The organism is Hyphobacterium sp. SN044, from assembly GCF_021864465.1.
Classification (GTDB): domain Bacteria; phylum Pseudomonadota; class Alphaproteobacteria; order Caulobacterales; family Maricaulaceae; genus Hyphobacterium.
The window spans coordinates 225,196-251,589 of record NZ_JAKKUV010000001.1; the positions used below are offsets into that span (position 1 = coordinate 225,196).

Consider the following 26,394-nt stretch of genomic DNA (forward strand, 5'->3'; position numbering starts at 1 on the left):
CCATGCGTAACGACCGCCAGGAACAGGAGATGAAGTTCACGCGGCGCACGCTCCTCCTGTCGGCGGGCGGCGTGGCGGTGTTTGGTGCGCTCGCTGCGCGTCTCTACACGCTGCAGATTCTTCAGTCCGAACGTTACCGCCTGATGTCGGACGACAACCAGTTCAACTTCCTGCTTGTCCCGCCCTCGCGCGGCCGGATCCTCGACCGGTTCGGCGAGCCGCTCGCGGAAAACCGCGACAGCTACCGGGTCCTGATCGTTCCCGAACAGGCCGGCGATCTCGAAGCTACGCTCGACCGGCTCGGCGAACTCGTGCCGATCAGCGACCGGGAGCGCGAACGCATCCTGACCGCCGCCAGCCGTTCGCCCGGCTTCCGCCCGGTCACGGCGCTGGAAGACCTCGACTGGGGCGCGTTTTCCGCCGTCAACCTGCGCGCGCCGGACCTGGCCGGCGTCATCCCGAACGTCGCGGAAATCCGCCACTACCCGTCGGGGCCGGCCTTTTCGCATGTGATCGGCTATGTGCAGCCGCCGACCGAGGAAGATGCAGGCGACAGCGCGCTTCTGCGCCACCCTGGCTTCCGGATCGGCCGGTCCGGAGTCGAGGCCGCCCGGGAAGGAACGCTGCGCGGACAGGCCGGCTCGCTGAAAGTCGAGGTCAACGCTTTCGGACGCGTGATCCGCGAGCTTCCGGAGCAATCCGTACCCCAAACGCCGGGCGAGGATCTGCGCCTGACGCTCGATGCTGGCGCGCAGAGCTTTGCCTATGAGCGCCTCACCGGCGAAAGCGCCGCCGCGGTTGCCATGGATGTCGAGACCGGCGACCTCCTGGCGCTGGTATCGACGCCGGGCTTCGATCCGAACCTCTTCGTGACCGGCATTTCGCACACCGCTTTCCAGGCGCTGCAGAACAACGAACTCCGTCCGCTCTTCAACAAGGCGCTTCAGGGCACCTATCCGCCGGCCTCGACCTTCAAGGCGATCACCGGTCTGGCGGCGCTCGAGGCCGGGCTGATCAACGAGCGAGAGACGGTGACCTGCACGGGCAAGATCCGGGTCGGCGACCGTGAATTCCACTGCTGGCGGCGCCAGGGGCATGGGCGTGTGAACATGCGCGAGGCGGTGAAAACCTCTTGCGACGTCTATTTCTACGAAGTGGCTCAGCGTCTCGGCATCGAGCGCATCCACGACATGGCGCTGCGTTTCGGTCTCGGTCCGGCACCCGATATCGGTCTGGCCGGCGTGCGCGACGGGATCGTTCCGAACGAGCAATGGAAGCGCGCGCGCTATGGTCAGGGCTGGAGCCTCGGCGAGACGCTGATCACCGGCATCGGTCAGGGCTTCCTGCTCACCTCGCCCCTGCATCTTGCGGTGATGACCGCGCGCCTCGCATCGGGCCGGGCCGTGACCCCGCGCCTTTACCGCGATGAGAACGCGCCGCTCGCGCCGATGATCGGGCTCGATCCCGCCAATCTCGAACTCATCCATGACGGGCTTCGCGCCGTGGTCCATGAGCCCGGCGGCACGTCCTATTACTCGCTCGGCGGTCTGGGCGTCGACGGCGTCGAAATGGCTGGCAAGACCGGCTCCGCACAGGTCTTCCGCATCACCGAGGCCGAACGTGCCGCCGGCGTCCGGTCGCAGGACGATCTGCCCTGGCGCCTGCGCGACCATGGCATGTTCGTCTGCTATGCCCCGGCCGACCGCCCGCGCTACGCCGTGGCGACCGTGGTCGAGCACGGTGGCGGCGGCTCGCGGGCAGCTGCCCGTCCGGCGCGCGATATCCTGCGTTATCTGATCGAGAACGATCCCTCACGCGCCGGCCCCTTCGCTGCGCGCGCCACCGGAACGCGGGAGGGCTGATCCATGGCCGTTTTCCGCGACACCGTACCGCGCACACTCCAGGGCAAGCTATACGAGATCAACTGGGCGCTGGTCCTTCTGCTCTGCCTGCTCGGAGCAGCGGGAATCGGCATGCTCTATTCGGTCGCCGACGGGGCCTGGGACCCGTGGGCGACCCGTCATGCGACGCGATTCGCCGTCGGCCTCGTCATGATGCTGATCGTCGCTTTGATGCCGCCGCGCTTCTGGATGGCAATGTCCTATCCGGCCTATCTGGGGGCGCTGGCCTTGCTTCTGGGTGTCGAATTCTTCGGCCTCACCATCCAGGGTTCGCAGCGCTGGCTGGAACTGGGTCCGATCCGGGTTCAGCCCTCGGAGGTGATGAAGATCGCCGTCGTGATGGCGCTGGCGCGCTTCTATCATGATCTGCCGCGCGAGAAGGTGTCCGGCCCGACCGGGGTTCTGGTCCCGCTCGCCCTGATCGGCATGCCCGCCGTCCTGATCCTGCACCAGCCGGACTTGGGCACGGCGCTGCTCGTCGTAGCAACCGGCACGGTACTTGTTTTCCTGTCGGGGCTGAACTGGAAGATCATCGGCGCGGCCGTGGTGGCCGCTGCCGTCGCGATACCGCTCGCGCTCAGATACGGGCTGCAGGACTATCAGCGCGAACGCATCTTCACCTTCCTCAATCCGGAAAGCGACCCGATGGGAGCGGGATACCAGATCCTGCAGTCGAAGATCGCGCTGGGGTCGGGCGGGCTCACGGGCAAGGGCTTCCTGCAGGGCACCCAGTCGCACCTCAACTACCTCCCGGAGAAACAGACCGACTTCATCTTCACCATGCTCGGCGAGGAATTCGGCTTCGTCGGCGGGATCGCGATCCTGGCGCTCTACCTCATCGTGCTGGCCAATGCGGTGGCGATCGCGACGTCATGCAAATCGACCTTCCTGAAGATGACGGTGATGGGCGTGGCAACCACGTTCGCGCTCTACGTCATCATCAACACGGGAATGGTGATGGGCATGCTGCCGGTGGTCGGCGTGCCGCTGCCGCTCGTCTCCTATGGCGGCACGGTGATGCTGACCGTGCTGTTCGGCTTCGGCCTCATCCTTGGGGCGCACGTGCACCGGAATGCCGACCTGCCCAAGGGCGCGGGCCTGTTCGGCTAGTTTCGCGCTGACACGTTTGTGTCACCCCGCTTGACCAAATTCTGCGGATAGGGAAGGGTCCGGCCCCAACGGAGGGGCGCGAACAAACGCGCCATCATGTCAGGGGAGACAGAGTATGGCTGCGGCTCACGCGCACTGGTCGTCGCGTTTCGGATTCTTGATGGCTGCGATCGGTTCGTCCGTCGGCCTCGGCAATTTCTGGCGCTTTCCATACACAGCCGGTGAAAATGGCGGCGCCGCCTTCATCCTGATCTACCTGGCCTGTATCGTGCTGATCGGCTTTCCGATCCTGATGGCCGAACTGGCCGTGGGCCGCTACGGCCAGAAGTCGGCCATCGGCTCGGTCGCCAAGGTGGCGTCCGACAACGGCTCATCGAAAATCTGGGCGGTCACGGGCCTGGTCGGCCTGATCGGCGGCATCCTCGTGCTTTGCTTCTATTCGGTCGTCGCCGGCTGGGTCGGGGCTTACATTTTCAAGATGTTCTCTGGCGAATTCGCCGGTCAGGCGCCGGAAATCGTGCGCGACGGTTTCGACGCGTTTACCGCGAACAGCTATCAGGTCCTCGGCTGGCATACCGCCTTCATGGTCGCGACCATCCTCATCGTCGCGCAGGGCGTGACCGGCGGCATCGAACGCGTCGCGTCGATCCTGATGCCGATCTTCTTCATCATGCTTCTGGGCATGGTGGGTTACGCCTTCGTCGCGGGCGACGTCGGTGCGGCCGTTGCCTATCTCTTCGCGGTTGATTTCACCGAGGTGCGCGGGCAGACCTTCCTCGAAGCCGTCGGGCAGGCCTTCTTCTCGATCGGCCTCGGCTCGGCAATCATGATCACCTACGGCTCCTACCTCAACAAGGACGCCAATATCGGCCAGTCCGCCGGGATCATTTCGGCTGCCGACTCGGGCGTGGCGCTGATCGCCGGCCTCGCAATCTTCCCGTTCGTCTTCGCGTTCTCGATCGAACCGGAAGCCGGCCCGGGCCTGTTCTTCCAGGCCTTGCCGGCGGCATTTGCTCAGATGCCCGCGGGCAACATCGTGGGCGGGGCGTTCTTCGTCCTCGCCCTGATCGCGGCGCTGACCTCGTCGATCTCGCTGCTTCAGGCCGTCGTGGCGTGGATCGAGGAAAACTCGAGCTTCCACAAGTCGACGATCGCCTGGACGATGGGCGGCTTCATCTGGCTCGTCGGTGCCGGTGTGACCTTCTCCTTCTCCTTCTTCGACCTTCTGGACTTCCTGTCGAGCTCCATCGCCCTGCCGCTGGCGGGCCTCCTGATGGCGGTCTTCATGGGCTGGGTGGTCGACCGGAAGCTGGCTCAGGCGGAGCTGTCACATGCCTCGCCGCTGCTGTTCGGCTTTTTCCGCTTCTCGACGCGCTTCCTCGCGCCGATCGCGCTGGTCATCATCCTCGCACTCGGCCTGTCCGACCGCTTCGGTTGGGGCCTCAGCGAGATGATCTTCGGCGCTTAGGAGAACTGACGGGCAAAGGTGTCGGCGGCGCGAATGATCGCGTCGGCGACACCGGGCTCGCCGGTCGAATGGCCGGCATCCCCGATCACTTCGAACTTCGCCTTCGAACCCCACGCCCGCGCCAGTGACCAGCCGGTCCGCGCGGGCGTGATCACGTCATAGCGACCCTGGATGATGACGCCCGGAATGTGGGCGTAGTGCTCCACATCGCGCAGCAATTCGCCATCCTCGGCGAAAAAGCCCTTGTTGACGAAGTAATGCGTCTCCAGCCGCGCGATCGCGTCATCGCGCAGCGGATCGCGCGGTTCGGGCGGCGAGGCGGGCAAGAGGCTGACCAGCGCGGATTCATATTGCGCCCAGGCGCGCGCGTCGTCGGCGCGGGCCTCCCGTGTCCCGGCCTGCAAGCGGTCATGATAGGCCCGAACGATATCCCCGCGCTCCGACGGCTCCAGCCGGGAGACGAGCGCCTCCCAATCTTCGGGAAAGAGCGCGTTCGTGCCTTCGCGGTAGAACCAGTCGAGTTCCGCCTGGGTGCACAGGAAGACACCCCGCAGGATCAGCCCCAGCACACGGTCGGGATGGGTCCGCACATAGGCGAGCGCCAGCGTCGTGCCCCACGACCCGCCCAGAACCACCCATTTCTCGATCCCGAGCGCCTCGCGGATGCGCTCCATGTCTTCGACGAGGTCGTGCGTGGTGTTCGCGTGAAGCGCTGAATGGGGAACCGAACGCCCGCATCCGCGTTGGTCGAACAGGACGGCCCGGTAGTATTTCGGGTCGGCAAACCGTCGTAGAACGGGGGAGGCACCGCCGCCGGGTCCGCCATGCAGGATGACGATTGGCAGGCCATCGGACCGGCCACACTCCTCGACATACAGGGAATGGCCGTCACCGACCGGCAGGTGCCGGGTTGAATACGGGATCACGGCCGGATAGAGCGGCCGCCTGACACCCCGTCTGGCCTGGTCCATGCATTCCCCCGTACCGCGTCCAATCGCGGCTAGCGCCAGAAGTCTGGAGAGAGTATCGTGTTTTCGCTGAGGGTGGGGCAAGCGCGTTGAACGTGACAGGTGACGTTATTTTTCGAGTAATCGGACTTTGTGCCGCCCTGGCGCTGACCGGGTGCGTGTCTACACCCCAAGCGGCGATGAACGCCGACACGGTGGCACTGACGCAAACCCAGTCCGATCTTCGATCCTCGTCTCGCGAACTCGTTTCCCATTTCGAGGAAGCGGGATGGTCGGCGAATGCCGCCGGGTCCTTCGGCCAGTTGGCCAACATGCTGCTGCACGGGCGCACTGAAAGCGGCGCCCCGGCACCGTCGGAAATCTACCTCGCGCGCATCGCGCCGGACGGGGCTGATGCCGCCACGATCTTCACCGCGCTCGACACCGATCTGGCCACGGCCGCCAGCATGGCCGGGACCGTTGCCATCAATGCCCGCGCTATCGGCGAGGGCGGATCGGCGGACACCGCCGCGCTGGCTGGTGACCTGTCGGCGACCGAGAATGCCATTGCCGCCGTCTCGCGCGCGCTCGACTTCTTCGATGAGGCGGTTACGGGCGTTGACCAGCGGATCGACGCCGACCGGCTCGCGGCGCTGCGTTCCCGTCAGGCCCAGCTCCGTTCCGAGTTCAACCGCCTCGGCGAAAGCGCCGACGCCATCGCCGACCGCCGCCGCGCGGCACGGTCCGGCATTCTCAGCTGACAGCCCGATGATCGACCCGGATACCGTGAAGGGCTTCCTCGACCCCGAGGAAGGCGAAGCCCTGGCTGCGGCCGCGCGCGAAACCGGTCATCTGGGCGCGATCGTCGAAATCGGCAGCTATTGCGGCAAGTCCGCCCTCTATCTCGGGCCGGCGGCCCGGGAGGCCGGAACGATCCTTTTCACGATCGATCATCATCGCGGTTCGGAAGAGCATCAGAAAGGCGAGGGTTATCACGACCCCGACCTCTTCGATGCCGAGGCTAACGCGGTCGACACATTGCCCGAACTGCGCCGCACGCTGCGCCGCGCCGGGCTCGAAGACTGCGTCGTGCCCGTGATCGGCGCGTCTGCCACCGTTGCGAATTGGTGGGGCGCGGCACCCGGCATGGTCTTCATCGATGGCGGGCATTCCATGGCGGCCGCGCAGGCGGACTATGACGGCTGGGCGCACCGGATCGCGCCGGGCGGCCTGCTCGCCATTCACGATGTCTTCCCGGACCCGGCCGATGGCGGCCGTCCGCCCTACGAGATCTGGTGCCAGGCGCGCGACAGCGGCCTTTTTGAGCCGGTGAAGCGCGTCAAAACGCTGGAATTTCTCCGCCGCGCCGTCTGACCGGATCATCGGGGAGCGGCGTGATCAGCAGATCCGACCCCGGTGTCAGACCTTCGATCGCGTCGGCGGCCAGCATGACCGCAGCCGTCGTCCAGGCCGGCTGTTCCTGCGGCCAGATCACTTCCTCGGCGAACTGCCAGCCCATCCAGTAGCCGCCATCCCCGGCGGCCAGCGGCTTGAGGTCGGCGATCAGGCGCCGCGCCCGCTTCGGCCATCCCGCCGCCGCGCAGGCCAGCGCAAGCTCCGCCGTTTCCGCCGCCGTGACCCAGGGTTCATCGGCGACGCAGCGGCAGCCGAGCCCGTCGACAACGAAGCGCGACCAGCCCGCATCGAGCCGCCGTTTCCCGTCTTCCAGCGACGAAACACCGGCGAGGACCGGGTAATACCAGTCCATCGCATAGCGCCGCCGGTCGATGCCTTCGCGGTCGAACCGCCAGTCCTTGTCATGCAGTGCATCACCGAGCCGGGCCCGCGCCGCGCGCCAGTCTCCGGTCTTCCAGCCAGCCAGTTCCCCCAGCCGGATTGCGCATTCGAGGCTCTTGTAGAGACAGGCATTCCCGGCGCGCAGCGAGTCGATGTTCTCGCGCAATTCGCCAGCGTCCGGTGCGCGCCAGACGATGTCGCCCTGGCTGGTCTGGCAGGACAGGATGAAGCCCATCGCCCGCTTCACCATCGGTCCGTAGCGGTCGATCAGGCGTGCATCGTCGAGCGCCAGCAGGCTGCGCAGAACGGTGACGGCGGCATAGCCCGCGAAATTCGTATCGCGCGCGGTCGCCGGCTGGTCGGGGATAAGGTGCTTGTTGTCCGCGTCGAGCGGCACGCCTGCGCCCAGTTCGCCGGTCCATCCGCCATCGCCTTCCTGCCTCGCCGCGAGATGATCGAGCCCGCGCAGCGCGGAGACTTCGTCACCCGCTACGGCGAGCGCCATCACGCATTCGCCGTGATTCCACGGATCCCAGATCCCGGCCCGCAGCCACGGGATCGACCCGTCGGGCTTCTGGAAGCTGCTTATGTGCGCGGCTCCTGCGCGGATGTCGGTGAGGGTGCTCATTGGGCGGGCCGATGGAAGTAGACCACGAGGCTCTTGCCCATGACCGGGTTGAGCGCCGCTTCAAGGCCGCGCGTCAGCCAGGGCCGCTTCATCAGATCCCATTCCAGGAAGCGCCGGTAGGCGGCAACCGCGCGGCTGTGATCCTTGCGGTGCCACACGGCGCATTGCAGCCACCAGTAGGGGCTGTGCAGCGCATGCGCCCAATGCCGCGCGAAGAAACGAAGCCCCGCGCGCCGCGCCGAGCCGCGAAGCGCCTCCTCACGGAAGATGCGGACATGCCCGCCCGGCGTGTTGTGATAGTCGGTCGACAAATCCCAGCAGATCTTTTCCGGCCAGTAGCGCGGCACCGACAGCGCCACTCGCCCTCCCGGCCGCGTGATGCGGACGATCTCGTCCAGCACGGCATCAGGGTCGGGCACATGCTCCAGCACTTCGCTGCACACGACCGCGTCGAAGGCCCCGTCCTTGAACGGCAGTTTCGCGGCATCGCCGGCCGTCAGCGTGGCGCTGCGCAAGGGCGAGTGCGGCGGTGGCGGCAGGTCAAAGAAGCCGTTGGCGGTCGCTTTCACTTCCTCTTCAGACAGGTCGAGGCCGGTGACGTTCAGCGGCGTGTCCGACCAGTAGAAGGCATAGGTGTGCCGTCCGCGCCCGCAGCCGAGGTCCAGCACCCGGTCACCGGGCCGCAGGTCGAGCATGTGCGGGCGGATCGTCATCATGGGGCGAGCACCCGTTCGTAAAGCGCCGTTGCCGCAGCCGCGTGCCGGTCCCAATCGAATTCGCTGCGGGCACGGGCCGCTCCCAGCTCGCTCATCCGGCGTGCGCGGACGGGATTGTCGAGCACCGCAGCAATGGCGGCGGTCAGCGCCCCGGCATCTCCGGCGGGAACGATCGCGCCGGCATCGCCCACCACTTCCGGCAGGGCGCCGCCATCACTGGCCACGACCGGCGCGCCGCAGGCCATCGCTTCAGCGGCGGGGAAGCCGAATCCCTCGAAACGCGCCGGGCAGACAACCAGGCTCGCACGGCGGTAAAGCGCGGCGATCTCTTCGCGTGTGACGCCATGGCGGCTGGACACCCGGCCTGTGAGGCCGGCGTCGGTGAGGATCTGCTTCGCGCGGCCGTCGCGCAGCTGACCGATCAGTTCCAGTTTCAGGTCCGGATTGTCGCGCGCCAGTGTCACGAAGGCGGTGGCCAGCACGTCCAGCCCCTTGATCGGAACGTCCGCGCTTGCTGTCGCGGCAATGACATTGGCGTCGCGGATCACCGATGGATCAGGATGGAAGACCGAGTGGTCGATGCCGTTGAACGCGACCTGGACCGTCATCGGATCGACGCCGTAATGCGCGACATGACTGTCCCGGGCGGCTTCCGAGACGGCGAGCAAGGCGGGCAGGCGGCGCGCCGTCTCGCCCTGCATTTCGACGAAGTCGTACCAGCGCTTCGTCAACCAGCGGTCGATGCGCTTTTGCGCGGATTGGACGGCGAATTCGCGGTCGATGGCAATCGGGTGATGGATCGTCGCCACTACCGGAATGCGCTTCGCGATCTTCAGGAATGGTGTCGCCAGAGTCTGGTTGTCGTGGATCACGTCGAATCGGTCTTCGCGGCCCCTGAGCCAGGCCTCCAGCCGGCAGGCAAAGGCATAGGGTTCGCCGAAGGCCGCCGTATTGTGACACGCCCACTCGGCGAAATCGGGCCAATTGCCCAGAAAGGACGGCTTGAACGCGAGAAGCGCGTTCTTCGCGGAGAACAGGTCGAGCGCCGGCAGTTCGACAAGATCGATCCCGGCGCCGAGTTCCGGATAGGGTGGTCCGGACACGACGGTCACGGCATGCCCCGTGCGCTGCAGCGCGCTCGCCAGCGCGCTCAGATAGACGCCTTGCCCGCCCACATGCGGGTGCGAACGGTAGCCCGAAACAAGGACGCGCAGAGGTCTCTGCGCTGCGGGGGCAGCGGCGAGGACCGGGGCATCGCCAGCAATATCTTTCATCGGGCTCCGGCCGTCTGCTGCACTGCGAAAATCCGAAAAGGCGCGCGAAGCTAGCCTGCACCGCCGGGTTGGCCAAGCGCGCATGGCGGGTTTCGCATCACCGACCTTTCCGCCCGGCGCAAGGCAGGCTATGCGGCGGCATGTCTTCACCCGCGCCCGTCGAAGCCTTTTCGAGATATGCGCTGCATTACAGCGTCTTCTATCTCGTGTTCGGCGCGGTCCTGCCCTATCTGCCCGTTCTGCTGGAGGAGCGCGGCTTGTCGCCCGAGGCGATCGGCGTTGCGATCGCTGGCGGCATGATCGGTCGCAGCATTCTGTCGCCGCTCGGGGCCGGAATTCTCGACCGGTCCGATCGCAAGAAGCGGCTTCTCACGATTTTCGCCTTCGCGGCGCTGGCCGCCTTTGTCCTCCTCTTTCCCGGCTGGCCGGCCGTCCTGATCGTGCTGATCGCCGCGCTCGGTTCGGCGCTCAACGGGGCGCAGATTCCGCTGCTCGACGCCATCACCATCCGTGCCGCGATGCGGAGTGGTTTCGGTTTCGGTCCGGCAAGAGCCTTCGGATCAGGGGCCTTCGTCGTTGCAAATGTCGGGGCCGGCGCATTGGTTTCCCGTTTCGGAGGAGAGGCGGCGCTGATCTGGATCGTCGCCTTTTCGGCACTGGCCATCCTCTCCCTGCAGGTGCTTCCGGCCGCGACGATGCGGTCGCAGCAGCCCTCGGCAGGTCTGAAATGGCATGTCGGCGAATTGCTGACGCCGGGCTTTATCTTCGCGACGCTGGCCGTCGCCCTGGTTCAGGGCGCGCACGGCTTTCAGTACAGCTTTTCCACGCTGGCCTGGCGCGCCGAGGGCATTCCGACCGGCGTCGTCGGCCTCCTGTGGGGCTGGGCGGTGGTCGCCGAGATCATATTCCTCTTCGTCAATGGCCGCGTCTTCCGCAACTGGTCCCCCGCCGCGCTGATCGCATCGGGCGCGGCCATATCGGTGGTCCGCTGGCTGGTCTTTGCCATGTCGCCGCCGGTCTGGGTGCTCTTCCTGTTCCAGACGACGCACGCCTTCACCTTCACCGCGACCTATATCGGCTTCATCCGCTATTGCGCCGAGCGTGTGCCGGACCGCTACGCCGCCAGTGCGCAGGCGATCAATTCCGCCCTGTCGGGCGGGGTGATCCTGGCGGGTGCCACCGTGGTTTCCGGACTGTTGTATGAACGCTACGGTGCCGGGGGATATGCCGCTATGGCGGTGCCCGCGGCCCTTGGCGGCCTTTTTGCCGCCTTGCTGTGGCGGAACCTGAATTCCCAAAGCGCCGTTGAATCAACTAAGACTACGGGGATGGGGGACGCTGAATGAGTGATGTGGCGGCAGGTCTGACGATCGAGGAGGAGGGCGGCCGCGTCATTCTCGTCCCGACCGGCGACTGGATCGTCGACACCATCGCCCGTTTCGCCTCCGAAATCGCGCGGATCGATCACGACATCGATCCGGGCCGGGTTTCGATCGATCTGTCCGGCATCGAACGGATCGATACGGCGGGAGCCTACCTTCTCGCACGCCCCATCCACCGCGCCCGCGACGGGGTCACCGAACAGCATTTCCGCGGCGACCACGCCACGGCACGCCGCCTGATCCAGCTCGTCCTTGAAAAGGCGATCAACAGCGAGCCGGAGGTCGAGGACCGGCGCTTCGGTTTCATCCAGGCCGCTGGACGTATCGGTGCGGGCCTGGAAGCGGCCTGGAAGGAAATGATCGCGACCTTTGCCTTCTTCGGCCACGCGATCACCTCCTTTGCGTCGACCAGTGCGCGGCCCTGGCGCTTCCGCATGACACCGATCTTCGCGGTGATGGAAGTCGCGGGCGTGAACGCCCTGCCGATCATCGCCGTCCTGTCCTTCTTCATCGGCGCGGTCGTCGCCTACATGGGCGCGAACCTGCTCGAAACCTTCGGCGCGTCCGTCTTCACGGTCGAACTCGTCGGCATCGCCGTGCTGCGTGAATTCGGTGTTCTGATCACCGCGATCATGCTGGCCGGGCGGTCGGACTCTGCCTTCACCGCCGCCATCGGCTCGATGAAGATGCAGCAGGAAATCGATGCCATGCGTGTGCTCGGCATCGATCCCTACGAGGCGCTGGTGATCCCGCGCATCGTGGCCTGCGTGATCATGGCGCCACTGCTGACTTTTGCCGCGATGATCGCCGGCATCGTCGGTGGCCTCCTCGTCTGCTGGAGCGCGCTCGATATCTCGCCGCAATTCTTCGTCACCCGGATTCATGACAGCGTCCCGATCCAGAATTTCTGGGTCGGCATGTCGAAGGCCCCGGTCTTCGGCGCGATCATCGCGATCATCGGCTGCAAGCAGGGCCTCGATGTCGGCGGCGATGTGGAATCGCTCGGCCGTCACGTCACCGCATCGGTTGTCCAGTCGATCTTCATGGTCATCATCGTCGATGCCCTGTTCGCCATGATGTATCTGGAGCTCGGCATATGAGTGCGGTCTCGGCCCCGCTCATCGAGGTGCGCGGCCTGAAAACGGCCTTCGGCACGCATGTCGTCCATGACGGGCTGAATCTCGAAGTCCGCCGCGGCGAGATCATCGGTCTGGTCGGCGGTTCCGGCACCGGCAAGTCGGTGCTGATGAACACGATGATCGGCCTGAAACGCCCTGACGCGGGCGAGATTTTCTACAATGGCCGCGCGCTGGGGAAGATGGCCGACAGCGAGCGCGCGCGGCTCGAAAGCCACTGGGGCGTCCTGTTTCAGGGCGGGGCGCTGTTTTCCGCACTGACCGTGCGCGAGAACGTCATGGCCCCGATGCGCGAGCATACCGACCTGCCCCGGTCGCTGATGACGGAACTCGCCGACATGAAGATCGCGCTCACCGGGCTGGGGCCCGAAGCGCCATCCAAGTTTCCGTCCGAACTGTCGGGCGGGATGAGGAAGCGGGCCGGTCTGGCCCGGGCGCTGGCGCTCGATCCGGACGTCCTCTTCCTCGACGAACCGACAGCGGGTCTCGACCCGATCGGCGCGGCGGCATTCGACTCGCTGATCCGCGAGTTGCGCGACGCGCTCGGTCTGACCGTCTTCATCGTCACCCACGACCTCGACACCCTGTTCGCGATCTGCGACCGCGTCGCCGTGCTCGCCGAGAAGCGCTGCGTGGCGGTGGCCCCGATCGACGAACTCTTGCAGAATGACCACCCGTGGATCCGAGAATACTTCGGTGGCCCGCGGGGGCGCGCGGCCCATCAGGCCCGGGAAGGATAAGCCATGGAAACCAAGGCCCATCACGTCCTGGTCGGCTTTTTCGCGATGTTCCTCGTCGCGGCCGGCGGATTCTTCATCCTCTGGCTCTCGAACTATTCAGGCGGGCGCGAATACTCGCAGTACGATGTCGTTTTCGACTGGCCGGTCCGCGGCCTGCGCGAGGCCAGCGAAGTACGGTTCAACGGCATCCAGGTGGGCGAGGTGACCCGGCTTGGCCTCGATCCGCAGAACCCGAACCGCGTGATCGCCCGTATCCAGGTGCTTGCCGAGACCCCGGTACGTGTCGATTCCACCGCCCAGCTCGAGCCGCAGGGCCTGACGGGCTTGGCCTATATCCAGCTGTCGGGCGGTTCGCCCGACGCGGCCCGGCTTTACAGCCCGCCGCGCCAGACTCCGCCGCGAATCTTCGCAGTCCAGACCCAGCTCGACACGCTCTTCCAGTCGTCCGAGGACGTGTTGTCCTCGGCGCAAACGGCCCTGATCCGCATTGCCGACCTGCTCAGCGAGGACAATGTCGATTCTCTGCGTAACACGCTGGAGAATATCGAGCGCCTCTCCGAGACAATTGCCAATGATGACGAGACGCTGGGCGATCTGCGCGGAGCGATCGCAACGCTGGAACAGACCGGCCGCGACGTGTCGGTCGCCGCGCAGGCGATGCAGCAATTCGCCGAGGAAACCGGCGCCTATGTGCAGGGCGACCTGACGACCGCGACGAACCAGACCAATCAGGCCTTCGCCGACATGCAGCTGGCCGCGCAGCAGTTGAATGAGACTCTCGAAGTGCTGCGCCCCTCGCTCGAGGAATTCGCGGATGAAGGTATCGACGAGCTCACCCTGGCGGCCGGCGATCTGCGCCGCCTGATCGCGACGCTCGACCGTATCGCCATCGAACTGGAAGACGATCCCGGCGGCTTTGTCGCCGGCGAGCCGCGCCGCACTGTGGAGGTGCCCCGATGACTGTCCTGAAACGTCTGGCCGCGGCCGGGGTTGCCGTCTTCCTGGCGGGCTGTGTCAGCCTGCTGCCTGAGACCACGCCATCGAGCATCTACCGGCTGTCGACGCCGGAGCCCTCGGGCGGCAGCGCCATGAACCGGCAGGTCGTTCGCGTCGACCTTCCGCTGGCACCGCGCGGCATCGCCAGCGACGAGATCGCGATCTCGCTCCAGCATGGCGAACTCGCCTTCATCGACGGCGCGAAGTGGATATCGACCACGCCGCGCCTGGTGCAGGACCTCGTGATCAGCGCCATCGACGCCTACGAGCCGGACCTCATCGCCTCGCGTCCCGAGGACGGGGTCAATGCGGAGTATGAGCTTCACACCGAAGTGCGGTCCTTCGAGGCCGTCTACCGCGATGGCGCGGATGCTCCGCCAACGGCGATCATCCAGATGCGCGTTCGCATGGTGCGCCTGTCGGACCGCAGCCTGCTCGGCGTTCAGGCGGTCGGGGCGCAGGCCCGCGCGCGGACCAACACGGTCGGCGATATCGTCGCGGCCTTCGATGCCGCAGCGCAGGAAACGGCGGGTGAAATCTCGTCCTGGGCAACGCAGCAGGTCCGCGCTCACCCGCCGGTGGTCGACGAGGATTGATCGTGTCTAACCGTGGAGGGTGATGCCGAACCAGGGCAGTGCCATCCAGACGGCCATCGCGACCATCATCAGATTCTCGGTCAGCGAGATGAAGCCGAGCGGGACCTTGCTCGCCCCTCCGACGCAGGCGCACTTCAGTTCGCGCTTGTCGAGATAGACCGCCTTGAACACGGAAAACGCACCCACGGTACCGATGAACAGGGCAACCGGCACGGAGAGCCATGTCGCCGCTCCGGCAATCATCAGCACGCCCGCCAGTCCTTCGGCAAACGGGTAGACATAGCTGTAGGGGACCCAGCGCTTGGCCAGCAGGTCGTAGTTCAGGAACATCGTCGAGAAGCTTTCGACATCCTGGAGTTTGAGAAGCGCGAGAACCGCCATCGAAAAGGCGATGAACCACTCGGCGCTGCGGATGCTGATCACGTCACCAGTCACGACATAGGCCGCTCCGAGCGCCATCAGAGCCGTCATCGAGAACAGCGCGATGACCGGCCGGTAGCTGGTTTCGTCGGGGCCGGGAACATGCTGACCGAAATGACGGCGTAGCGCGTCATAGCCCCCGATCCGCTCGCCCCCGATAAAGACCTGCGGCGTGGTTTCGATGCTGTGTTGCTCCTTGAACGCGTCGGTCTCAGCGCGTGACTTGAGGTGATGGTCGTCGACCTCGAATCCGCGGCGCTTCAGCAAGGACAGCGCCTTGAGGCCGTAGGGGCAGACATGGCCGGGCATGACCATGCGGTAAAGTCGGGCTGACCGGCCGGAAGCTTCTGATCGGGTTTGCGTGGACATGGGGGTTCAACCTTCTTGCTTTGCCAACCCGTGCTTTCTAGAGTCCGTACCATGGTACAGAGTCAAGCCGAAGAATTTCTGCCAATCGGAACCTTTGCCCGAAAGGGCGGCGTCGGTGTTGAAACGGTTCGCTATTACCAACGTCAGGGACTGCTTCGCGTTCCGAAGTCTGCAGGCGGTATGCGCCGCTACGGACCGGAGGACCTGCGCCGCCTGCGCTTCATCCGTCACGCCCAGTCGGCCGGCTTCACGCTCTCGGAAATTGGCGAATTGCTCGAACTGGATGCCTGCGACGACCGCAAGCGCGCGCGGCAGATGGCCCTGACCCGGATTGACGCCCTCGACCGGAAGCTCGCCGAACTTCAGGCGGCGCGCTCATCGCTGATGCGTCTCGCGGTCGAGTGCAATTCCGGCGGTAGCGGGCCTTGCCCGATCCTGTCCGCCTTTGACGCGTGGCGGTGAAGACTAGTCTTCGCCGCGCCGGCCCGGCTTGCGCGGGGTAGGTGCTTCGTCCTCACCCTCTTCCGGGGCCATCGTCGCCAGAAGATCCTTCCAGCGCCAGCCCGGATCGCTCGCCGCGCGTCCGCGTTCGGGGAAGCCGACATGCTCGCGGCGTTGTCCGCTTTCCTCGCTCGTCTCTGCGTCGGCGGACGGCGCTGCCTCATCGTCTGACGGCGTCTCCTTGGCGTCACGCTTGCGGCGGCTGAGCGGATCGGGGACTTCGTTCGACGGCAGGTCAAGCGCGCGGCGCCCGCCCGCGACCGACCCCATCTTCAGCATGAAGTCGCTGAGGAGTTCGTAATTCTGGCGGATCCGCGCCTGGAAGGCCGCGTCGATCTCCTGCGCTTCCTCGGCGGCGGTCAGTGCGGCGGCATTGAGTCCCTCGAGCCCCTGACGCAGCACGTCCACCGTCTCGCGGGCACGGGCCCGCGCCGTGTCCGGCAGGCTGGACAGGCGGTCGCCGAGCGCCTCGATCTCGCGCTCGATCGCGGCGCTTTCCTTCTTCGCGGCTTCGAGTACGGTCTCCATCCGGCGGCGGACAGCATCGGCGGCTTCGTCGGCGGCGAGGGCGGCACGCGCGGTCAGCTTTTCGGCTTCCGCGATCCGCGCCTGGAAGGTCTCGTCCGACTTGCGTGCAGCATTGAAGGCGGTCTCGTTGACCTGCTCCACGCGCTCGGCGATCAGACGACTCTGCTCCTCGAAGGCCGACGCGGCCTCTTCCGAAGCCGTCCGGGCCTTTTCCGCAGCCACTTCGAGCATCTCCAGCGCGTCGCGATGGGAGCGGCCGGCGGAGTCAGTTTCACGGCGCACGGTGGAGGCCAGTTCGCGCGCATTCGCGAGGGCCTCGTCGACGGTCTTCTTGAAGCTGTCGGCGCCTTCATGGGCGGCGGCGTTCAGCGCATCCGCGCCTTCGCGCGCCGTCTTGGCCATCACGTCGAGTTCCGCGCGGTGGAAATCGAGCGCGGCGGCGATCTTTTCCTGCTCCTTGCGCAGCGCCTCGCTCGCTTCCTTCAGGCGGCCCTGGTGCTTCACATAGGCCGCATCGAGCGTCTCGGTGCGTTCGCGCAGCGAGTCGCGCAATTCGGTCAGACGGTCGCCCTGCGCCGACATCGAGCTGGCGGCACGTTCGGCCTGTTCGGCGACGGCCGTGCCGGCTCCGGCGAGGCGGTCCGCGCCTTCGCGCAGCTTGCGTTCGCTGGCATTCGCCTGATGCTCGGCGAGTTCAGCGGCCGCGGCCACCATCTTCGACTGGTCGGCGATCGCCGCGGCGATCAGCGCCGCCTTGTCGTCGAGCGAATCCGAGACTTCCGAAAGGCGCGTGCGTTCGCCGCGCAGGCCTTCCAGCAGGGCTTCGGCGCGTTCGCGCGCGCTGCCGGCGGATTGTTCCAGCGCATCGGCGTGATGCGAGATGACCTCTTCCATCGCGGCAAGGCGCGCGAGCGCGCTTTCCAGCGCGGTGTTGATCCGCTCGACCTCGCTGGTGATCGCGCCGGCGAGATGACTGACATCGCGGTGCGCGGTCTCCACCGGCGCGGCGAGCCGGCGGACAGCGAGATCGACGCCGCGCGTGCGGTCGGCCATGCGGGCCAGTTCGCTGGCGAGAAAGCCGGTGATCAGGATGAAGAGCGCGGGCGCGACCGCGAAGACCGACAGGCCGACCAGCTGGGCCGGGGAATAGGTCGCGAAGAAGTCGCCGGTAAAATCGATGCCGGCATATCCGACAATGTAGGCCGCGGCCCCGCCGAACCAGACCAGCGCGCCGACAATGCCCAGCCAGGCCATCCAGCCTCGCTTCGGCATGGGGACGGCGGGCGCGCCCTCGGGGGCACCTCCTGGCGCCGCGACGGGCGCGGTGTGGCGCACGGGCGCGCGGCCCGGCGCGGCTTCGTCGAAGTGCTTCAGCGAGTCGGTTGTTTCGCGTTCGGCCGCTCTGTCCGCCATGCGTCGGTCCACACCATCCTGAAATTCACCCCCCGGGGGCGTGCGTGCGCGCCCGGTCTTTCCATCAGGATACGGCGAATCGGAGCGGGGATATACCGCCCGGGTCAGATTTCGATGAGGAAAACCGGCTCGGCTTCCGGCAGCGCATCTTCCTGGCTCAGACAGGTCGCCGGGATGTCCGGCGAATAGGCGGCCTGTTCCCAGAGATAGGCTTCGGCATTCTCGACATATTCCACCGTGCGGGTCTCGGCGGGCACGCCGGCACAGGCATCGACGGTCTCGATGCGCACGCCGAACAGGCCGAGCGCGGCAACAGCAATGATCTCGATCAGGGCAATCAGCCAGCCCATGGCGAATATCCCTCGATTACGTCCGGTTGCATTGATGCGCCGGAGCGGGACAGGGCTCAAGTCAATTCCGGGTGAAGGGCGATGAAATCTTCGTAAGCTGCGCTTCCAAGGAATATGTTTTCGGTTATGCCTTTCGGGGGAACAGGAGGGACATATGGCTCAACCCAAACTCGACCGCCATTTCAGCATCGACGCCATTCGCGGCGTCGCGGTGCTGGGCATCTTCATGATGAACATCCAGGGCTTTGCCATGGTGTTCGCGGCCTACGGATATCCGCCTGCGCACATGGATATGACCGGTGCGAACGCTGCCGTCTGGTTCTTCGGCCACGTCTTCTTCCACATGAAGTTCATCACGATCTTCTCGGCGCTGTTCGGGGCCGGGATCATCCTGATGCTGGGCGAGGACAAGCACGCGAACATCGGCGTGCATTATCGGCGCATGCTGTGGCTGCTTGCGATCGGCCTTGTGCACGCCTGGGTCTTCTGGTGGGGCGATATCCTCGTCCCCTACGCCATTTTCGGCATGCTCGTCGTGTTGGCGCGCCGGATGTCCGCCCGTGGACTGGCAATCTTCGGCGGCATCCTGATCGCGCTGACCGGCCTGATGATGTTCGCGAATTACTATCTCATGCAGTTCATGCCGCCCGAGTCGCTGCAGGAATGGATGACACCGACGCCCGAAATGGTCGAGGAGACCGTCGCGCTCTATCAATCCGGCTTCATGGCCAGGCTGCCCGAGAACATGGTCACCGCCATGATCGGCGAGGCGGCGGGTCTGATCATGTTTGGTGGACGGGTTGCCGGCGTCATGATGCTCGGCATGGCGCTGTTCAAATGGGGCTTTTTGACCCTGCGCTGGAGCTTCATCGCCTATGCCGCTGCCGCGCTCGTCGCGCTGGGCATCGGCATTCCGGCGAGCTGGTATGCGGCAAGCCATGCACTGGAGACCGGTTTCGCGATCGACACCCTTTGGGTCGGCGAAATGATCAATTACGGGTCCTCGCTGCTGGTCGCCTTTGGCTATGCTGCGACGGTCATGGCGCTGTGCAAGCTGGGGCCGCTCCTGCGTCTCGTTCTGCATCCCTTCGCGGCCGCGGGCCGGATGGCCTTCACCAACTATCTCAGCCACACGCTGATCGCGACCTTCATCTTCGTCGGTCCGCCGGGGCTGGGGATGATCGGCGAGGTCGAACGCGTGGGCCAGTTCCAGATCGTCGTCGCGGTCTGGGTGTTCCAGCTGATCTTCTCGACGCTATGGCTGTCGGTCTTCCGTTTCGGTCCGATGGAATGGGTCTGGCGCTCGCTGACCTACTGGAAGTTCCAGCCGCTGCGGAAATCGGCCGGTGGCGCGCCGCCACCGACGCCGGCCTAGACCCAAAAAGGCTAACGCTGCAGGAGGGCGGGCCTAGTGCCCGTCCTCCGGCGCGTCGGGCTGAGCTTCGGGGGCCGCAGCCATGAAGGCCGGGTGCGCGCGAGCTGCTTCGTCGGCCTTCGCCAGAGCCGGAAAAGCTTCCATGTCCACGCCGAAGCGGCGGGCATTGTAGAGCTGTGGCACGAGATAGATGTCCGCCAGCGTCGGCGTTGAACCCCACAGATAGGGGCCGCCCCTGTCATCGGCCTGCGCCATGGATTCAAGCGCCGTCAGGCCGCGCGTGATCCAGTGCCGCGCCCAGGCCTGAACGCCTTCGGCGTCCTTTCCGTACTCATTCTTCACGTGCTGCAGCACCGACAAATTCTGGATCGGGTGAATGTCGCAGCCGACCACGGCCGCATAGGCCCGGACCCGGGCCCGTTCGCGCGGATCGGACGGCAGCAGAGCCGGGTCCGGCCAGGTCTCCTCGATCCATTCGAGGATCGCCGGCGACTGGATCAGCACGCCCTGATCGTCGGCCAGCGCCGGGACGAAGCCCTGGGGATGGATGTCGCGGTGTTCGGGGCGGCGTTGCTCGCCTTCCTTCAGATCGACCGGCTTCTGGTCGTAGGCGACGCCCTTCAGATTGAGCGCAATGCGCAGGCGGTAGCTCGCGCTCGACCGCCAGTATCCGTAAAGCGTCAGGCTCATCGTGTCCGCTCCGTAACCGTGAAGGCCAGTTCCGGCAGATCGGCCGCGCGGGCCTCCACCCGGTCTCCCGGATGAAGCGCGGCGACCCCGGCCGGGGTTCCGGTGAAAACGAGATCGCCCGGCTGCAGCGTGAACAGGGTCGAGAGCTCGGCCAGAAGTTCGGCATAGCCGCGCGTCATGTCCTTCAGGTCTGCCGATTGCCGCGCTTCGCCATTGACCGACAACGTGATCTTGCCTTCTGACGGGGGCATGCCCGGACGGATCGTGCCGATCGGCGCGGAGGCGTCGAACGCCTTGGCCGCTTCCCACGGCCCCCCTGCCTTCTTGGCCGCTGCCTGGATGTCGCGCCGGGTGAGGTCGACCCCGACCGCAGCGCCATAGATCAGGCTCTGCGCTTCGGACACCGGCACATTCGCGCCGCCCGACTTCAGCGCCAGCACCAGCTCCACCTCGTGGTGAAGATCCTGCGTCAGCGCCGGGTAGGGCACGTCATTGCCGCGCAAAACCAGCGCCGTTGCGGGCTTCATGAAGAAAACCGGCTGCAACCGGTCCGGATCGCCGCCCATCTCCTTCACATGGTCTGAATAATTCCGTCCGACGCAGAAGACCCGGCCGGCGGGAAAGCCGTCCTGGATGTTTTCCACGGGCAGAAGACGAAGCGGGGGCGGGGTGAAGATCGGTTCCATGATGCTGGCCTAGCGCGGTGAGGGGGCTGACGTCGAGCGGACAATTTAGTTGCAAATGATACTATTTTCCGGCATGACCGGGCTCAAGCCCGCCCCACGCAGAGCGTGACCCGGTTCGACCGGCGCGGCGGCCATCAGCAAAATGGGAGCGCGACATGCCGCAGACCTTCGAAAACCCGCTTGGCACCGACGGCTTCGAGTTTGTCGAGTTTACCGGACCCGATCCGAAAGCCCTCGAAACCCTGTTCCGCCAGCTCGGATTCGCCTGCGTCGCGAAGCACAAGACGAAGGACATCCTCCGCTTCAAGCAGGGCGATATCAACCTCCTGCTGAACCGCGAAAAGGGCGGCCAGGCCGAAGAATTCGGCAAGCTGCACGGCCCGTCGGCGAACGCCATGGCCTTCCGGGTGAAGGATGCGAAATTCGCCTACGAAGAAGCCCTGAAGAAGGGCGGCGAGCCCTTCGGTGAGGGCATCTGGTCCGATCCGGAACACATCCCGGCGATCAAGGGGATTGGCGGCTCGGTCCTCTATTTCGTCGACAAGTATGGCGAAGAGTCGATCTACGAGAACGACTTCGAACCGACCGGCGAGACCGACGAGGGCGGCGTCGGCCTGCAGATCCTCGACCACCTGACCCACAATGTCGACAAGGGCCAGATGGCGGTCTGGGCGAAGTTCTACGAGGACATCTTCAACTTCCGCGAGATCCGCTATTTCGACATCAAGGGCAAGCACACCGGCCTGTTCTCGAAGGCCATGACCGGCCCGTGCGGCAAGCTGCGCATCCCCTTGAACGAGAGCCAGGACGACACCTCGCAGATCGCGGAATTCCTCAAGGAATACAACGGCGAGGGCATCCAGCACATCGCCCTGACCACGCCGGACATCTACAAGACGGTCGACAAGCTGCGCGAGAACGGCATCGTCTTCCAGGACACGCCGGAGACCTATTACGAGCTGATCGACGCGCGCGTGCCGAACCATGGCGAACCGGTCGACGAGCTGAAGAAGCGCCGCATCCTGGTCGATGGCGATCCGGAGAACGGTCAGGGCCTGCTGTTGCAGATCTTCACCGTCACCGTGATCGGCCCGGTCTTCTTCGAGATCATTCAGCGCAAGGGCAATGAAGGCTTCGGCGAGGGCAATTTCAAAGCCCTGTTCGAATCCATCGAGCTCGACCAGATCCGCCGCGGCGTTCTGGCGGAAACCGAATAGGGCCAATGGCCTCGAAGCGGGGGACACCGCAGGGCGGGGCCGGCGCGCATGACGCGCCGGCCCTCGACCTGGCAGATTACCTGCCCTACCGGTTGTCGGTCGCCTCCAACCGGACCAGCGCGCTCGTCTCGCGCTCCTATCAGGACCGGTTCGACGTCACGCTGTGGGAATGGCGCATTCTCGCCGTGCTCGGCAATGTCGAGCCGAAAACCGCCCAGGAACTGGTCGAAGCCACAGCGATGGACAAGGTGACCGTCTCCCGCGCCGTGCGCGGGCTCGACGAGAAAGGCTTCGTCTCGCGTACGCGGCACAAGACCGACGGCCGCTCCACCCATATCCGCCTGACCGAAAAGGGCCGGGAGATCTACGAAACGGTTGCCCCGGTCGCCCTGACCTTCGAGCAGATCCTGCTTGAGGACATGACGCCGGATGAAATCGAGACGCTGAAATCCCTGCTGATCCGGATTCAGGCCCGCGCCGAATCCCTGCTCGCCGAGGGCGGCAAGCAGCCGTGAAGGACGATCCGGCGTATCTCGCGCTCCACATGACGCGGTTGCGCGACAGGCTTGCCGAGGCCGGTGCCGAATACCTCAAGCAACGCGGCATCGCCTGGCCGGTCTATATGAATTCGACCGTCGCCAGTATTGGCCGCTCCGGCGCCACGACCGGCTCCCGGATCGCCAATGAGACGAGCCTTTCGCCCCAACTGGTCGGGCAATATCTGACGCATCTCGAAAAGCTTGGCGTGGTCGAATTCGGAACCGATCCGGACGATCGCCGTCGGAAAATCGTCCGACTGACCCCGGCCGGCCTGAAGCAGTTCGGGCACCTTCAGTCGCTGGAGCGGGTCAGCCTGCCGGCGTTCGAGGAGATTTACGCCGAGACCGGGCACGACCTCTATAAGGCGATCATGGCCTTCGAGCGCGCCCTTGACCGGGAAGACGCGCTTGCCCGCTATGCGCGTGCCGCCTCACGGGACCGTGATTCAAAAAAGTAAAAAGTTTTAGTATATAGCGACCTTCCCAAACCGGAGGACGCCATGATCACGCTCGCATTCGCTGCCACCCTGCTCTTTCAGTCTCCCGATCCGGCACGGTGCGTCCCGGGTGAATGGCAAATCGAGAATATCGATGTGGACGCAAGCGGGCAGGGTACGGCGACGCCGGCAGAGTTGCAGCGCTACTGTCTCGCGGAGGGCCGTGTTGTCATGGAGGAGTTTCGCGCCTTCTCACCGGCCGGTGACATCATCGCCCGCGGCGCGAGCTTTGTCGTCGCATCCAGCGAGGGTGTCACATCGCAGACCCTCTGGGTCATGACCGGTGACGAGGGCTTCACATATCTGCGCGGCGTTCGGCACGGGACAACGGAGACCCAGTTCGGTGGCGGTTACGACCTCACCGGCGAGTTTCTCGAACGTTCGACGACAATTCCGGTGCCCGGCACCAGCGGAGATGAATTCACAATGGACCGGTCCTATGATGGCGGACGGTCCTGGATCGCTCCCTACAACGTCATACGCCGCTCGCCCGCAGGCGCCCCCACGCCTCCCTTGCCGGCTGAGTTCGCTCCGGTGCTTGGCGAGAACATTGAACGCTTCGCCACCGACGCGGGCTATCTCCCGATTCTCGACGGGCATGCCGGACTGCGCATTGAGGAAACCCGCGGGGAGATCTCCGGGCTTCACTTTGCCGCGGTCTATCCCGCACCGTCGCGATTGCGCGAACTCCGCTGGGACTTGCGAAACGGCTATGTCTCCACGACCGAACACCTGACAACGGACCCTCGAAACGAGTGGGCGGTCTTTACCAGCGAACGCACGGGCAATGGCGACGTCTACGCGATCAATCTGTCTTCGCGAGAGACGATCAGCATCGCGACCGGCCCCCATCCTCAGGGCTCGGTCCGCGCGGATGTCGCGGGTGGTCGTATCGTCATTCAGGAAGTCGACGGCGAAAACGCAGTCCTTATGACAGGCGACCAGCCGATCGCGGCGTCGCCCAATGCTGATGTCGCTCCGGACTGGTCACCGGCCGGCAACTGGATCGTATGGTCCGCGACCCAAGAAGACGGACGCGAAACGCTGGTCCTTTCGCCGACAGACTTCTCGCGCACGATTCCGATCGTGTCGACGGGCCGGAACCGCTACCCCGTCTGGTCGCCGCGCGGGGGGCGGATTGCCTTCGCCCGGCAGACCGACGCCGGTTGGGGGATATTTGTTCTGGATCTGCGCAGCCCACAGCCGGATTTCGAACAGCTCACGAGCGATTTTGTTCAAGCGGGTCACCCGGCATGGTCACCTGACGGCGGCCGCATTGCCTTTGACGCGACGATCGATGGCGACACCGAGATCGTCATTGCGGACAGCGATACAGGTCGTATCCGGCAGGTGATCCGACGTGAGGGGATTGATCTTGCCCCCGCCTGGACGGCGGATGGTGCGTCGGTTGTCTTCAACGGAATGATCGAGGGCGATATCGAACTGTTTCGGGCCGATGTGGAAACGGGTTCGGTCGAACGCTTGACACGTTCGCTGGGTTTCGACGGCGGAGCGGTGGTCGTCTCCGGCTCGCTGATCGGCCGCTAGGTTGATGCCCTGCTCGCCGGGGGCGAGAGCAGGCGATAGACGATCAGGCCTGCGCCAGCATCATCGACAGCCATTCCGCGCGCAGCGCGGGGCGCGATGAATTCTCGATCTCGATCTTCACGTCGAAGGTCAGCAGGAACTGGCCGGGTTTGCGCTCCTCGAACGAGTCCAGCTTAAAGGCGGCGCGGATGCGCGAACCCACCGGCACGGGTGAAGCGAAACGCAGCGAGTTGAGGCCGTAATTCACGCCCACCGTGTTCGACGGGAAGGGCGGCAGCGCCTCGGCCGCGAAATGCGAAAGCAATGACAGGCTCAGGAAGCCGTGCGCGATCGTTCCCGGAAAATGCGTTTCCTTCTTCGTCCGCTCGGCATCGAGATGGATGAAGTTGTGGTCGTTCGTGATGTCCGCAAACGCATTGACCCGGTCCTGTTCGATCAGGAGCCAGTCGGAAGTGAAGGTCTCGCCGACCTTAGCGCGATAATCCGAGATATCCGTCATTTCTAATACCTGCGCCGCTTTGTTGCGCTGCGTCAATCCTTGGGCGCGGGAACCGGGGTCAGCCAGCCCGGCTCCGGTTCGGTTTTTCCGCTGAAAATCCCGAAGAAGGCGTCCTGGATCGCGCGGGTCACGGGACGGTCGCCATTGCCCACGGCCATGCCGTCGACGCTGCGGATCGGCGTGATCTCCGCCGCCGTACCGGTGAAGAAGGCTTCCTCGGCAGAATAGAGCGCTTCGCGCGGCAGGGTCTGCTCGATGACCTTGTAACCGAGCCGGCCCGCCAGCGTGATCGCGGTCGCCCGCGTAATCCCTTTCAGGATCGAGGCCGAGGAGGGCGGCGTATAGATCACCCCGTCCTGAACGAGGAACAGGTTTTCCCCCGCGCCCTCGGACAGCAGGCCGTCCGTGCCGAGCCCGATCCCTTCATGGAATCCGCGATCCTTGGCCTCGTAGGTGATCAGCATCGAGGACAGGTAATTGCCCCCCGCCTTGATGCCCGGCGGCACCGTGCCCGGCGCCAGACGCCGCCAGGATGAAACGCACACATCGACGCCGTTCTTCAGCCCGTCCTCACCGAGATACGCCCCCCAGGGGAAGGCCGCGACCATGGTGTGGATCGGTGTGTCCATCGCCGAAACCCCGATCGGTCCCGCACCGCGGAAGGCGAGGGGGCGGATGTAGCCGGCTTTCAGCCGGTTCGCGCTCGATGTCTCGACACAGGCGTCGAACACCGCTTGCGGTGTGTGTTCGATGCCGATGCGGTAGACCCTGGCCGAGGTGAAGAGCCGTTTCACATGGTCCATCAGCCGGAAGACGGCGGGGCCGTCCGGCGTGTCATAGACGCGAATGCCCTCGAACACGGACGAGCCGTAATGCAGGGCGTGCGACATGACATGGACCGTCGCGTCCTCCCAGCGCTTCAGCGCGCCGTCCATCCAGATCCAGTCGGCCCGCTTGGTCATGCGCCGGTCCCCCTCCGCCTTGTGATTTCATTCAATGCGCACCCGTGGGCGCGGTCAATGCAGTTGATGACTGAACCACTTATCAGGAATGACAGTTGGCGCGGTTGCC

General features: G+C 65.4%; 27 protein-coding genes. 16 read left to right on the plus strand and 11 right to left on the minus strand.

Annotation, left to right across the window (positions count from 1 at the left end; genetic code table 11):
• The first annotated feature begins 2 nt into the window (after positions 1 to 2).
• The 3 genes from mrdA to L5876_RS01170 all read left to right on the plus strand — a co-directional run bounded on the left by mrdA (position 3) and on the right by L5876_RS01170 (position 4,479).
• Positions 3 to 1,862: a penicillin-binding protein 2 gene (gene mrdA / locus L5876_RS01160; protein WP_236954259.1), complete on the plus strand. Its 1,860-nt coding sequence runs from the start codon at positions 3 to 5 to the stop codon at positions 1,860 to 1,862.
• A gap of 3 nt (positions 1,863 to 1,865) precedes the next feature.
• Positions 1,866 to 3,011, plus strand: a complete 1,146-nt coding sequence (rodA, locus tag L5876_RS01165) for a rod shape-determining protein RodA (RefSeq protein ID WP_236954260.1) — start codon at positions 1,866 to 1,868, stop codon at positions 3,009 to 3,011.
• A gap of 115 nt (positions 3,012 to 3,126) precedes the next feature.
• A complete protein-coding gene (locus L5876_RS01170) occupies positions 3,127 to 4,479 on the plus strand; it encodes a sodium-dependent transporter (RefSeq protein WP_236954261.1) in 1,353 nt (450 codons plus the stop codon).
• Here the strand turns inward: L5876_RS01170 and pip are convergent.
• The gene (gene pip, locus L5876_RS01175) at positions 4,476 to 5,450 is read right to left on the minus strand and encodes a prolyl aminopeptidase (protein ID WP_236954262.1); all 975 of its coding nucleotides are present in this window, start codon (positions 5,448 to 5,450) and stop codon (positions 4,476 to 4,478) included. The genes L5876_RS01170 and pip overlap by 4 nt on opposite strands.
• Before the next feature lie 155 nt (positions 5,451 to 5,605).
• On the opposite strand from pip, the gene L5876_RS01180 reads away from it, so the two are divergent.
• Together L5876_RS01180 and L5876_RS01185 are read left to right on the plus strand one after the other, a co-directional pair.
• Entirely contained in the window at positions 5,606 to 6,187 is a 582-nt protein-coding gene (locus L5876_RS01180; protein WP_236954263.1) for a hypothetical protein, read from the plus strand.
• 7 nt (positions 6,188 to 6,194) lie between these two features.
• On the plus strand, positions 6,195 to 6,800 hold the full coding sequence (locus tag L5876_RS01185) for a class I SAM-dependent methyltransferase (protein ID WP_236954264.1): 606 nt from the start codon (positions 6,195 to 6,197) through the stop codon (positions 6,798 to 6,800).
• Here L5876_RS01185 and L5876_RS01190 read toward each other — a convergent pair.
• Genes L5876_RS01190 through L5876_RS01200 form a run of 3 tightly spaced genes read right to left on the minus strand, consistent with a single transcriptional unit; the run spans position 6,766 to position 9,841 of the window.
• Entirely contained in the window at positions 6,766 to 7,851 is a 1,086-nt protein-coding gene (locus L5876_RS01190; protein ID WP_236954265.1) for a hypothetical protein, read from the minus strand. The genes L5876_RS01185 and L5876_RS01190 overlap by 35 nt on opposite strands.
• Positions 7,848 to 8,567 carry a class I SAM-dependent methyltransferase gene (locus L5876_RS01195; RefSeq protein WP_236954266.1) on the minus strand — a complete coding sequence of 240 codons (720 nt, stop codon included), beginning with the start codon at positions 8,565 to 8,567 and terminating at the stop codon, positions 7,848 to 7,850. The genes L5876_RS01190 and L5876_RS01195 overlap by 4 nt, the downstream gene beginning before the upstream one ends.
• Positions 8,564 to 9,841, minus strand: coding sequence for a glycosyltransferase family 4 protein (locus tag L5876_RS01200; RefSeq protein WP_236954267.1), 1,278 nt, complete (start codon positions 9,839 to 9,841; stop codon positions 8,564 to 8,566). The genes L5876_RS01195 and L5876_RS01200 overlap by 4 nt, the downstream gene beginning before the upstream one ends.
• A 140-nt stretch (positions 9,842 to 9,981) precedes the next feature.
• Between L5876_RS01200 and L5876_RS01205 the strand changes: the two genes are divergently transcribed.
• From L5876_RS01205 to L5876_RS01225, 5 genes are read left to right on the plus strand one after another with little or no spacing between them, the layout of a single operon-like run.
• Positions 9,982 to 11,187: an MFS transporter gene (locus tag L5876_RS01205; RefSeq protein WP_236954268.1), complete on the plus strand. Its 1,206-nt coding sequence runs from the start codon at positions 9,982 to 9,984 to the stop codon at positions 11,185 to 11,187.
• Entirely contained in the window at positions 11,184 to 12,323 is a 1,140-nt protein-coding gene (locus tag L5876_RS01210; protein ID WP_236954269.1) for an ABC transporter permease, read from the plus strand. The genes L5876_RS01205 and L5876_RS01210 overlap by 4 nt, the downstream gene beginning before the upstream one ends.
• Positions 12,320 to 13,099 carry an ABC transporter ATP-binding protein gene (locus L5876_RS01215; protein ID WP_236954270.1) on the plus strand — a complete coding sequence of 260 codons (780 nt, stop codon included), beginning with the start codon at positions 12,320 to 12,322 and terminating at the stop codon, positions 13,097 to 13,099. Before L5876_RS01210 ends, L5876_RS01215 begins: the two co-directional genes overlap by 4 nt.
• 3 nt (positions 13,100 to 13,102) lie before the next feature.
• Positions 13,103 to 14,059, plus strand: a complete 957-nt coding sequence (locus L5876_RS01220; RefSeq protein ID WP_236954271.1) for an MlaD family protein — start codon at positions 13,103 to 13,105, stop codon at positions 14,057 to 14,059.
• Positions 14,056 to 14,691 carry an ABC-type transport auxiliary lipoprotein family protein gene (locus L5876_RS01225; RefSeq protein WP_236954272.1) on the plus strand — a complete coding sequence of 212 codons (636 nt, stop codon included), beginning with the start codon at positions 14,056 to 14,058 and terminating at the stop codon, positions 14,689 to 14,691. The genes L5876_RS01220 and L5876_RS01225 overlap by 4 nt, the downstream gene beginning before the upstream one ends.
• A gap of 6 nt (positions 14,692 to 14,697) precedes the next feature.
• On the opposite strand, the gene L5876_RS01230 is transcribed toward L5876_RS01225, so the two are convergent.
• Positions 14,698 to 15,480, minus strand: a complete 783-nt coding sequence (locus L5876_RS01230; protein ID WP_236954273.1) for a glutaredoxin family protein — start codon at positions 15,478 to 15,480, stop codon at positions 14,698 to 14,700.
• Between the two features lie 51 nt (positions 15,481 to 15,531).
• Here L5876_RS01230 and L5876_RS01235 point away from each other — a divergent pair, with 51 nt between their 5' ends.
• A complete protein-coding gene (locus L5876_RS01235; protein ID WP_236954274.1) occupies positions 15,532 to 15,942 on the plus strand; it encodes a MerR family transcriptional regulator in 411 nt (136 codons plus the stop codon).
• A gap of 3 nt (positions 15,943 to 15,945) precedes the next feature.
• On the opposite strand, the gene L5876_RS01240 is transcribed toward L5876_RS01235, so the two are convergent.
• The gene (locus L5876_RS01240; protein ID WP_236954275.1) at positions 15,946 to 17,922 is read right to left on the minus strand and encodes a hypothetical protein; all 1,977 of its coding nucleotides are present in this window, start codon (positions 17,920 to 17,922) and stop codon (positions 15,946 to 15,948) included.
• 104 nt (positions 17,923 to 18,026) lie between these two features.
• A complete protein-coding gene (locus tag L5876_RS01245) occupies positions 18,027 to 18,272 on the minus strand; it encodes a hypothetical protein (RefSeq protein ID WP_236954276.1) in 246 nt (81 codons plus the stop codon).
• A gap of 154 nt (positions 18,273 to 18,426) precedes the next feature.
• Here L5876_RS01245 and L5876_RS01250 point away from each other — a divergent pair, with 154 nt between their 5' ends.
• Complete coding sequence (locus tag L5876_RS01250; protein WP_236954277.1) at positions 18,427 to 19,647, plus strand: DUF418 domain-containing protein; 1,221 nt, start codon at positions 18,427 to 18,429, stop codon at positions 19,645 to 19,647.
• Between the two features lie 33 nt (positions 19,648 to 19,680).
• Here the strand turns inward: L5876_RS01250 and maiA are convergent, their stop codons facing one another.
• Both maiA and L5876_RS01260 read right to left on the minus strand, forming a co-directional pair.
• A complete protein-coding gene (gene maiA / locus L5876_RS01255) occupies positions 19,681 to 20,337 on the minus strand; it encodes a maleylacetoacetate isomerase (protein WP_236954278.1) in 657 nt (218 codons plus the stop codon).
• Positions 20,334 to 21,023, minus strand: a complete 690-nt coding sequence (locus tag L5876_RS01260) for a fumarylacetoacetate hydrolase family protein (RefSeq protein WP_236954279.1) — start codon at positions 21,021 to 21,023, stop codon at positions 20,334 to 20,336. Before L5876_RS01260 ends, maiA begins: the two co-directional genes overlap by 4 nt.
• A 155-nt stretch (positions 21,024 to 21,178) precedes the next feature.
• Between L5876_RS01260 and hppD the strand changes: the two genes are divergently transcribed.
• The 4 genes from hppD to L5876_RS01280 are packed head-to-tail and all read left to right on the plus strand — an operon-like array spanning position 21,179 to position 24,824.
• A complete protein-coding gene (gene hppD / locus L5876_RS01265; RefSeq protein ID WP_236954280.1) occupies positions 21,179 to 22,240 on the plus strand; it encodes a 4-hydroxyphenylpyruvate dioxygenase in 1,062 nt (353 codons plus the stop codon).
• Between the two features lie 5 nt (positions 22,241 to 22,245).
• Positions 22,246 to 22,755, plus strand: coding sequence for a MarR family winged helix-turn-helix transcriptional regulator (locus tag L5876_RS01270; protein ID WP_236954281.1), 510 nt, complete (start codon positions 22,246 to 22,248; stop codon positions 22,753 to 22,755).
• Positions 22,752 to 23,237, plus strand: coding sequence for a winged helix DNA-binding protein (locus L5876_RS01275; protein ID WP_236954282.1), 486 nt, complete (start codon positions 22,752 to 22,754; stop codon positions 23,235 to 23,237). Before L5876_RS01270 ends, L5876_RS01275 begins: the two co-directional genes overlap by 4 nt.
• A gap of 42 nt (positions 23,238 to 23,279) precedes the next feature.
• The gene (locus tag L5876_RS01280; RefSeq protein WP_236954283.1) at positions 23,280 to 24,824 is read left to right on the plus strand and encodes a hypothetical protein; all 1,545 of its coding nucleotides are present in this window, start codon (positions 23,280 to 23,282) and stop codon (positions 24,822 to 24,824) included.
• 43 nt (positions 24,825 to 24,867) lie between these two features.
• On the opposite strand, the gene L5876_RS01285 is transcribed toward L5876_RS01280, so the two are convergent.
• Together L5876_RS01285 and L5876_RS01290 are read right to left on the minus strand one after the other, a co-directional pair.
• Positions 24,868 to 25,323 (minus strand): MaoC family dehydratase, encoded by a 456-nt coding sequence (locus tag L5876_RS01285; protein ID WP_236954284.1) that lies wholly within the window; start codon positions 25,321 to 25,323, stop codon positions 24,868 to 24,870.
• A gap of 32 nt (positions 25,324 to 25,355) precedes the next feature.
• Positions 25,356 to 26,285: a branched-chain amino acid transaminase gene (locus tag L5876_RS01290; RefSeq protein WP_236954285.1), complete on the minus strand. Its 930-nt coding sequence runs from the start codon at positions 26,283 to 26,285 to the stop codon at positions 25,356 to 25,358.
• Positions 26,286 to 26,394 lie beyond the last annotated feature (109 nt).

Coding starts and splice junctions, on each gene's coding strand:
- mrdA (WP_236954259.1), top strand. CDS start 3: ATGCGTAACGACCGCCAGGAACAGGAGATGAAGTTCACGCGGCGCACG.
- rodA (WP_236954260.1), top strand. CDS start 1,866: ATGGCCGTTTTCCGCGACACCGTACCGCGCACACTCCAGGGCAAGCTA.
- L5876_RS01170 (WP_236954261.1), top strand. CDS start 3,127: ATGGCTGCGGCTCACGCGCACTGGTCGTCGCGTTTCGGATTCTTGATG.
- pip (WP_236954262.1), bottom strand. CDS start 5,450: ATGGACCAGGCCAGACGGGGTGTCAGGCGGCCGCTCTATCCGGCCGTG.
- L5876_RS01185 (WP_236954264.1), top strand. CDS start 6,195: ATGATCGACCCGGATACCGTGAAGGGCTTCCTCGACCCCGAGGAAGGC.
- L5876_RS01190 (WP_236954265.1), bottom strand. CDS start 7,851: ATGAGCACCCTCACCGACATCCGCGCAGGAGCCGCGCACATAAGCAGC.
- L5876_RS01195 (WP_236954266.1), bottom strand. CDS start 8,567: ATGATGACGATCCGCCCGCACATGCTCGACCTGCGGCCCGGTGACCGG.
- L5876_RS01200 (WP_236954267.1), bottom strand. CDS start 9,841: ATGAAAGATATTGCTGGCGATGCCCCGGTCCTCGCCGCTGCCCCCGCA.
- L5876_RS01205 (WP_236954268.1), top strand. CDS start 9,982: ATGTCTTCACCCGCGCCCGTCGAAGCCTTTTCGAGATATGCGCTGCAT.
- L5876_RS01210 (WP_236954269.1), top strand. CDS start 11,184: ATGAGTGATGTGGCGGCAGGTCTGACGATCGAGGAGGAGGGCGGCCGC.
- L5876_RS01215 (WP_236954270.1), top strand. CDS start 12,320: ATGAGTGCGGTCTCGGCCCCGCTCATCGAGGTGCGCGGCCTGAAAACG.
- L5876_RS01220 (WP_236954271.1), top strand. CDS start 13,103: ATGGAAACCAAGGCCCATCACGTCCTGGTCGGCTTTTTCGCGATGTTC.
- L5876_RS01225 (WP_236954272.1), top strand. CDS start 14,056: ATGACTGTCCTGAAACGTCTGGCCGCGGCCGGGGTTGCCGTCTTCCTG.
- L5876_RS01230 (WP_236954273.1), bottom strand. CDS start 15,480: ATGTCCACGCAAACCCGATCAGAAGCTTCCGGCCGGTCAGCCCGACTT.
- L5876_RS01235 (WP_236954274.1), top strand. CDS start 15,532: ATGGTACAGAGTCAAGCCGAAGAATTTCTGCCAATCGGAACCTTTGCC.
- L5876_RS01240 (WP_236954275.1), bottom strand. CDS start 17,922: ATGGCGGACAGAGCGGCCGAACGCGAAACAACCGACTCGCTGAAGCAC.
- L5876_RS01245 (WP_236954276.1), bottom strand. CDS start 18,272: ATGGGCTGGCTGATTGCCCTGATCGAGATCATTGCTGTTGCCGCGCTC.
- L5876_RS01250 (WP_236954277.1), top strand. CDS start 18,427: ATGGCTCAACCCAAACTCGACCGCCATTTCAGCATCGACGCCATTCGC.
- maiA (WP_236954278.1), bottom strand. CDS start 20,337: ATGAGCCTGACGCTTTACGGATACTGGCGGTCGAGCGCGAGCTACCGC.
- L5876_RS01260 (WP_236954279.1), bottom strand. CDS start 21,023: ATGGAACCGATCTTCACCCCGCCCCCGCTTCGTCTTCTGCCCGTGGAA.
- hppD (WP_236954280.1), top strand. CDS start 21,179: ATGCCGCAGACCTTCGAAAACCCGCTTGGCACCGACGGCTTCGAGTTT.
- L5876_RS01270 (WP_236954281.1), top strand. CDS start 22,246: ATGGCCTCGAAGCGGGGGACACCGCAGGGCGGGGCCGGCGCGCATGAC.
- L5876_RS01280 (WP_236954283.1), top strand. CDS start 23,280: ATGATCACGCTCGCATTCGCTGCCACCCTGCTCTTTCAGTCTCCCGAT.
- L5876_RS01285 (WP_236954284.1), bottom strand. CDS start 25,323: ATGACGGATATCTCGGATTATCGCGCTAAGGTCGGCGAGACCTTCACT.
- L5876_RS01290 (WP_236954285.1), bottom strand. CDS start 26,285: ATGACCAAGCGGGCCGACTGGATCTGGATGGACGGCGCGCTGAAGCGC.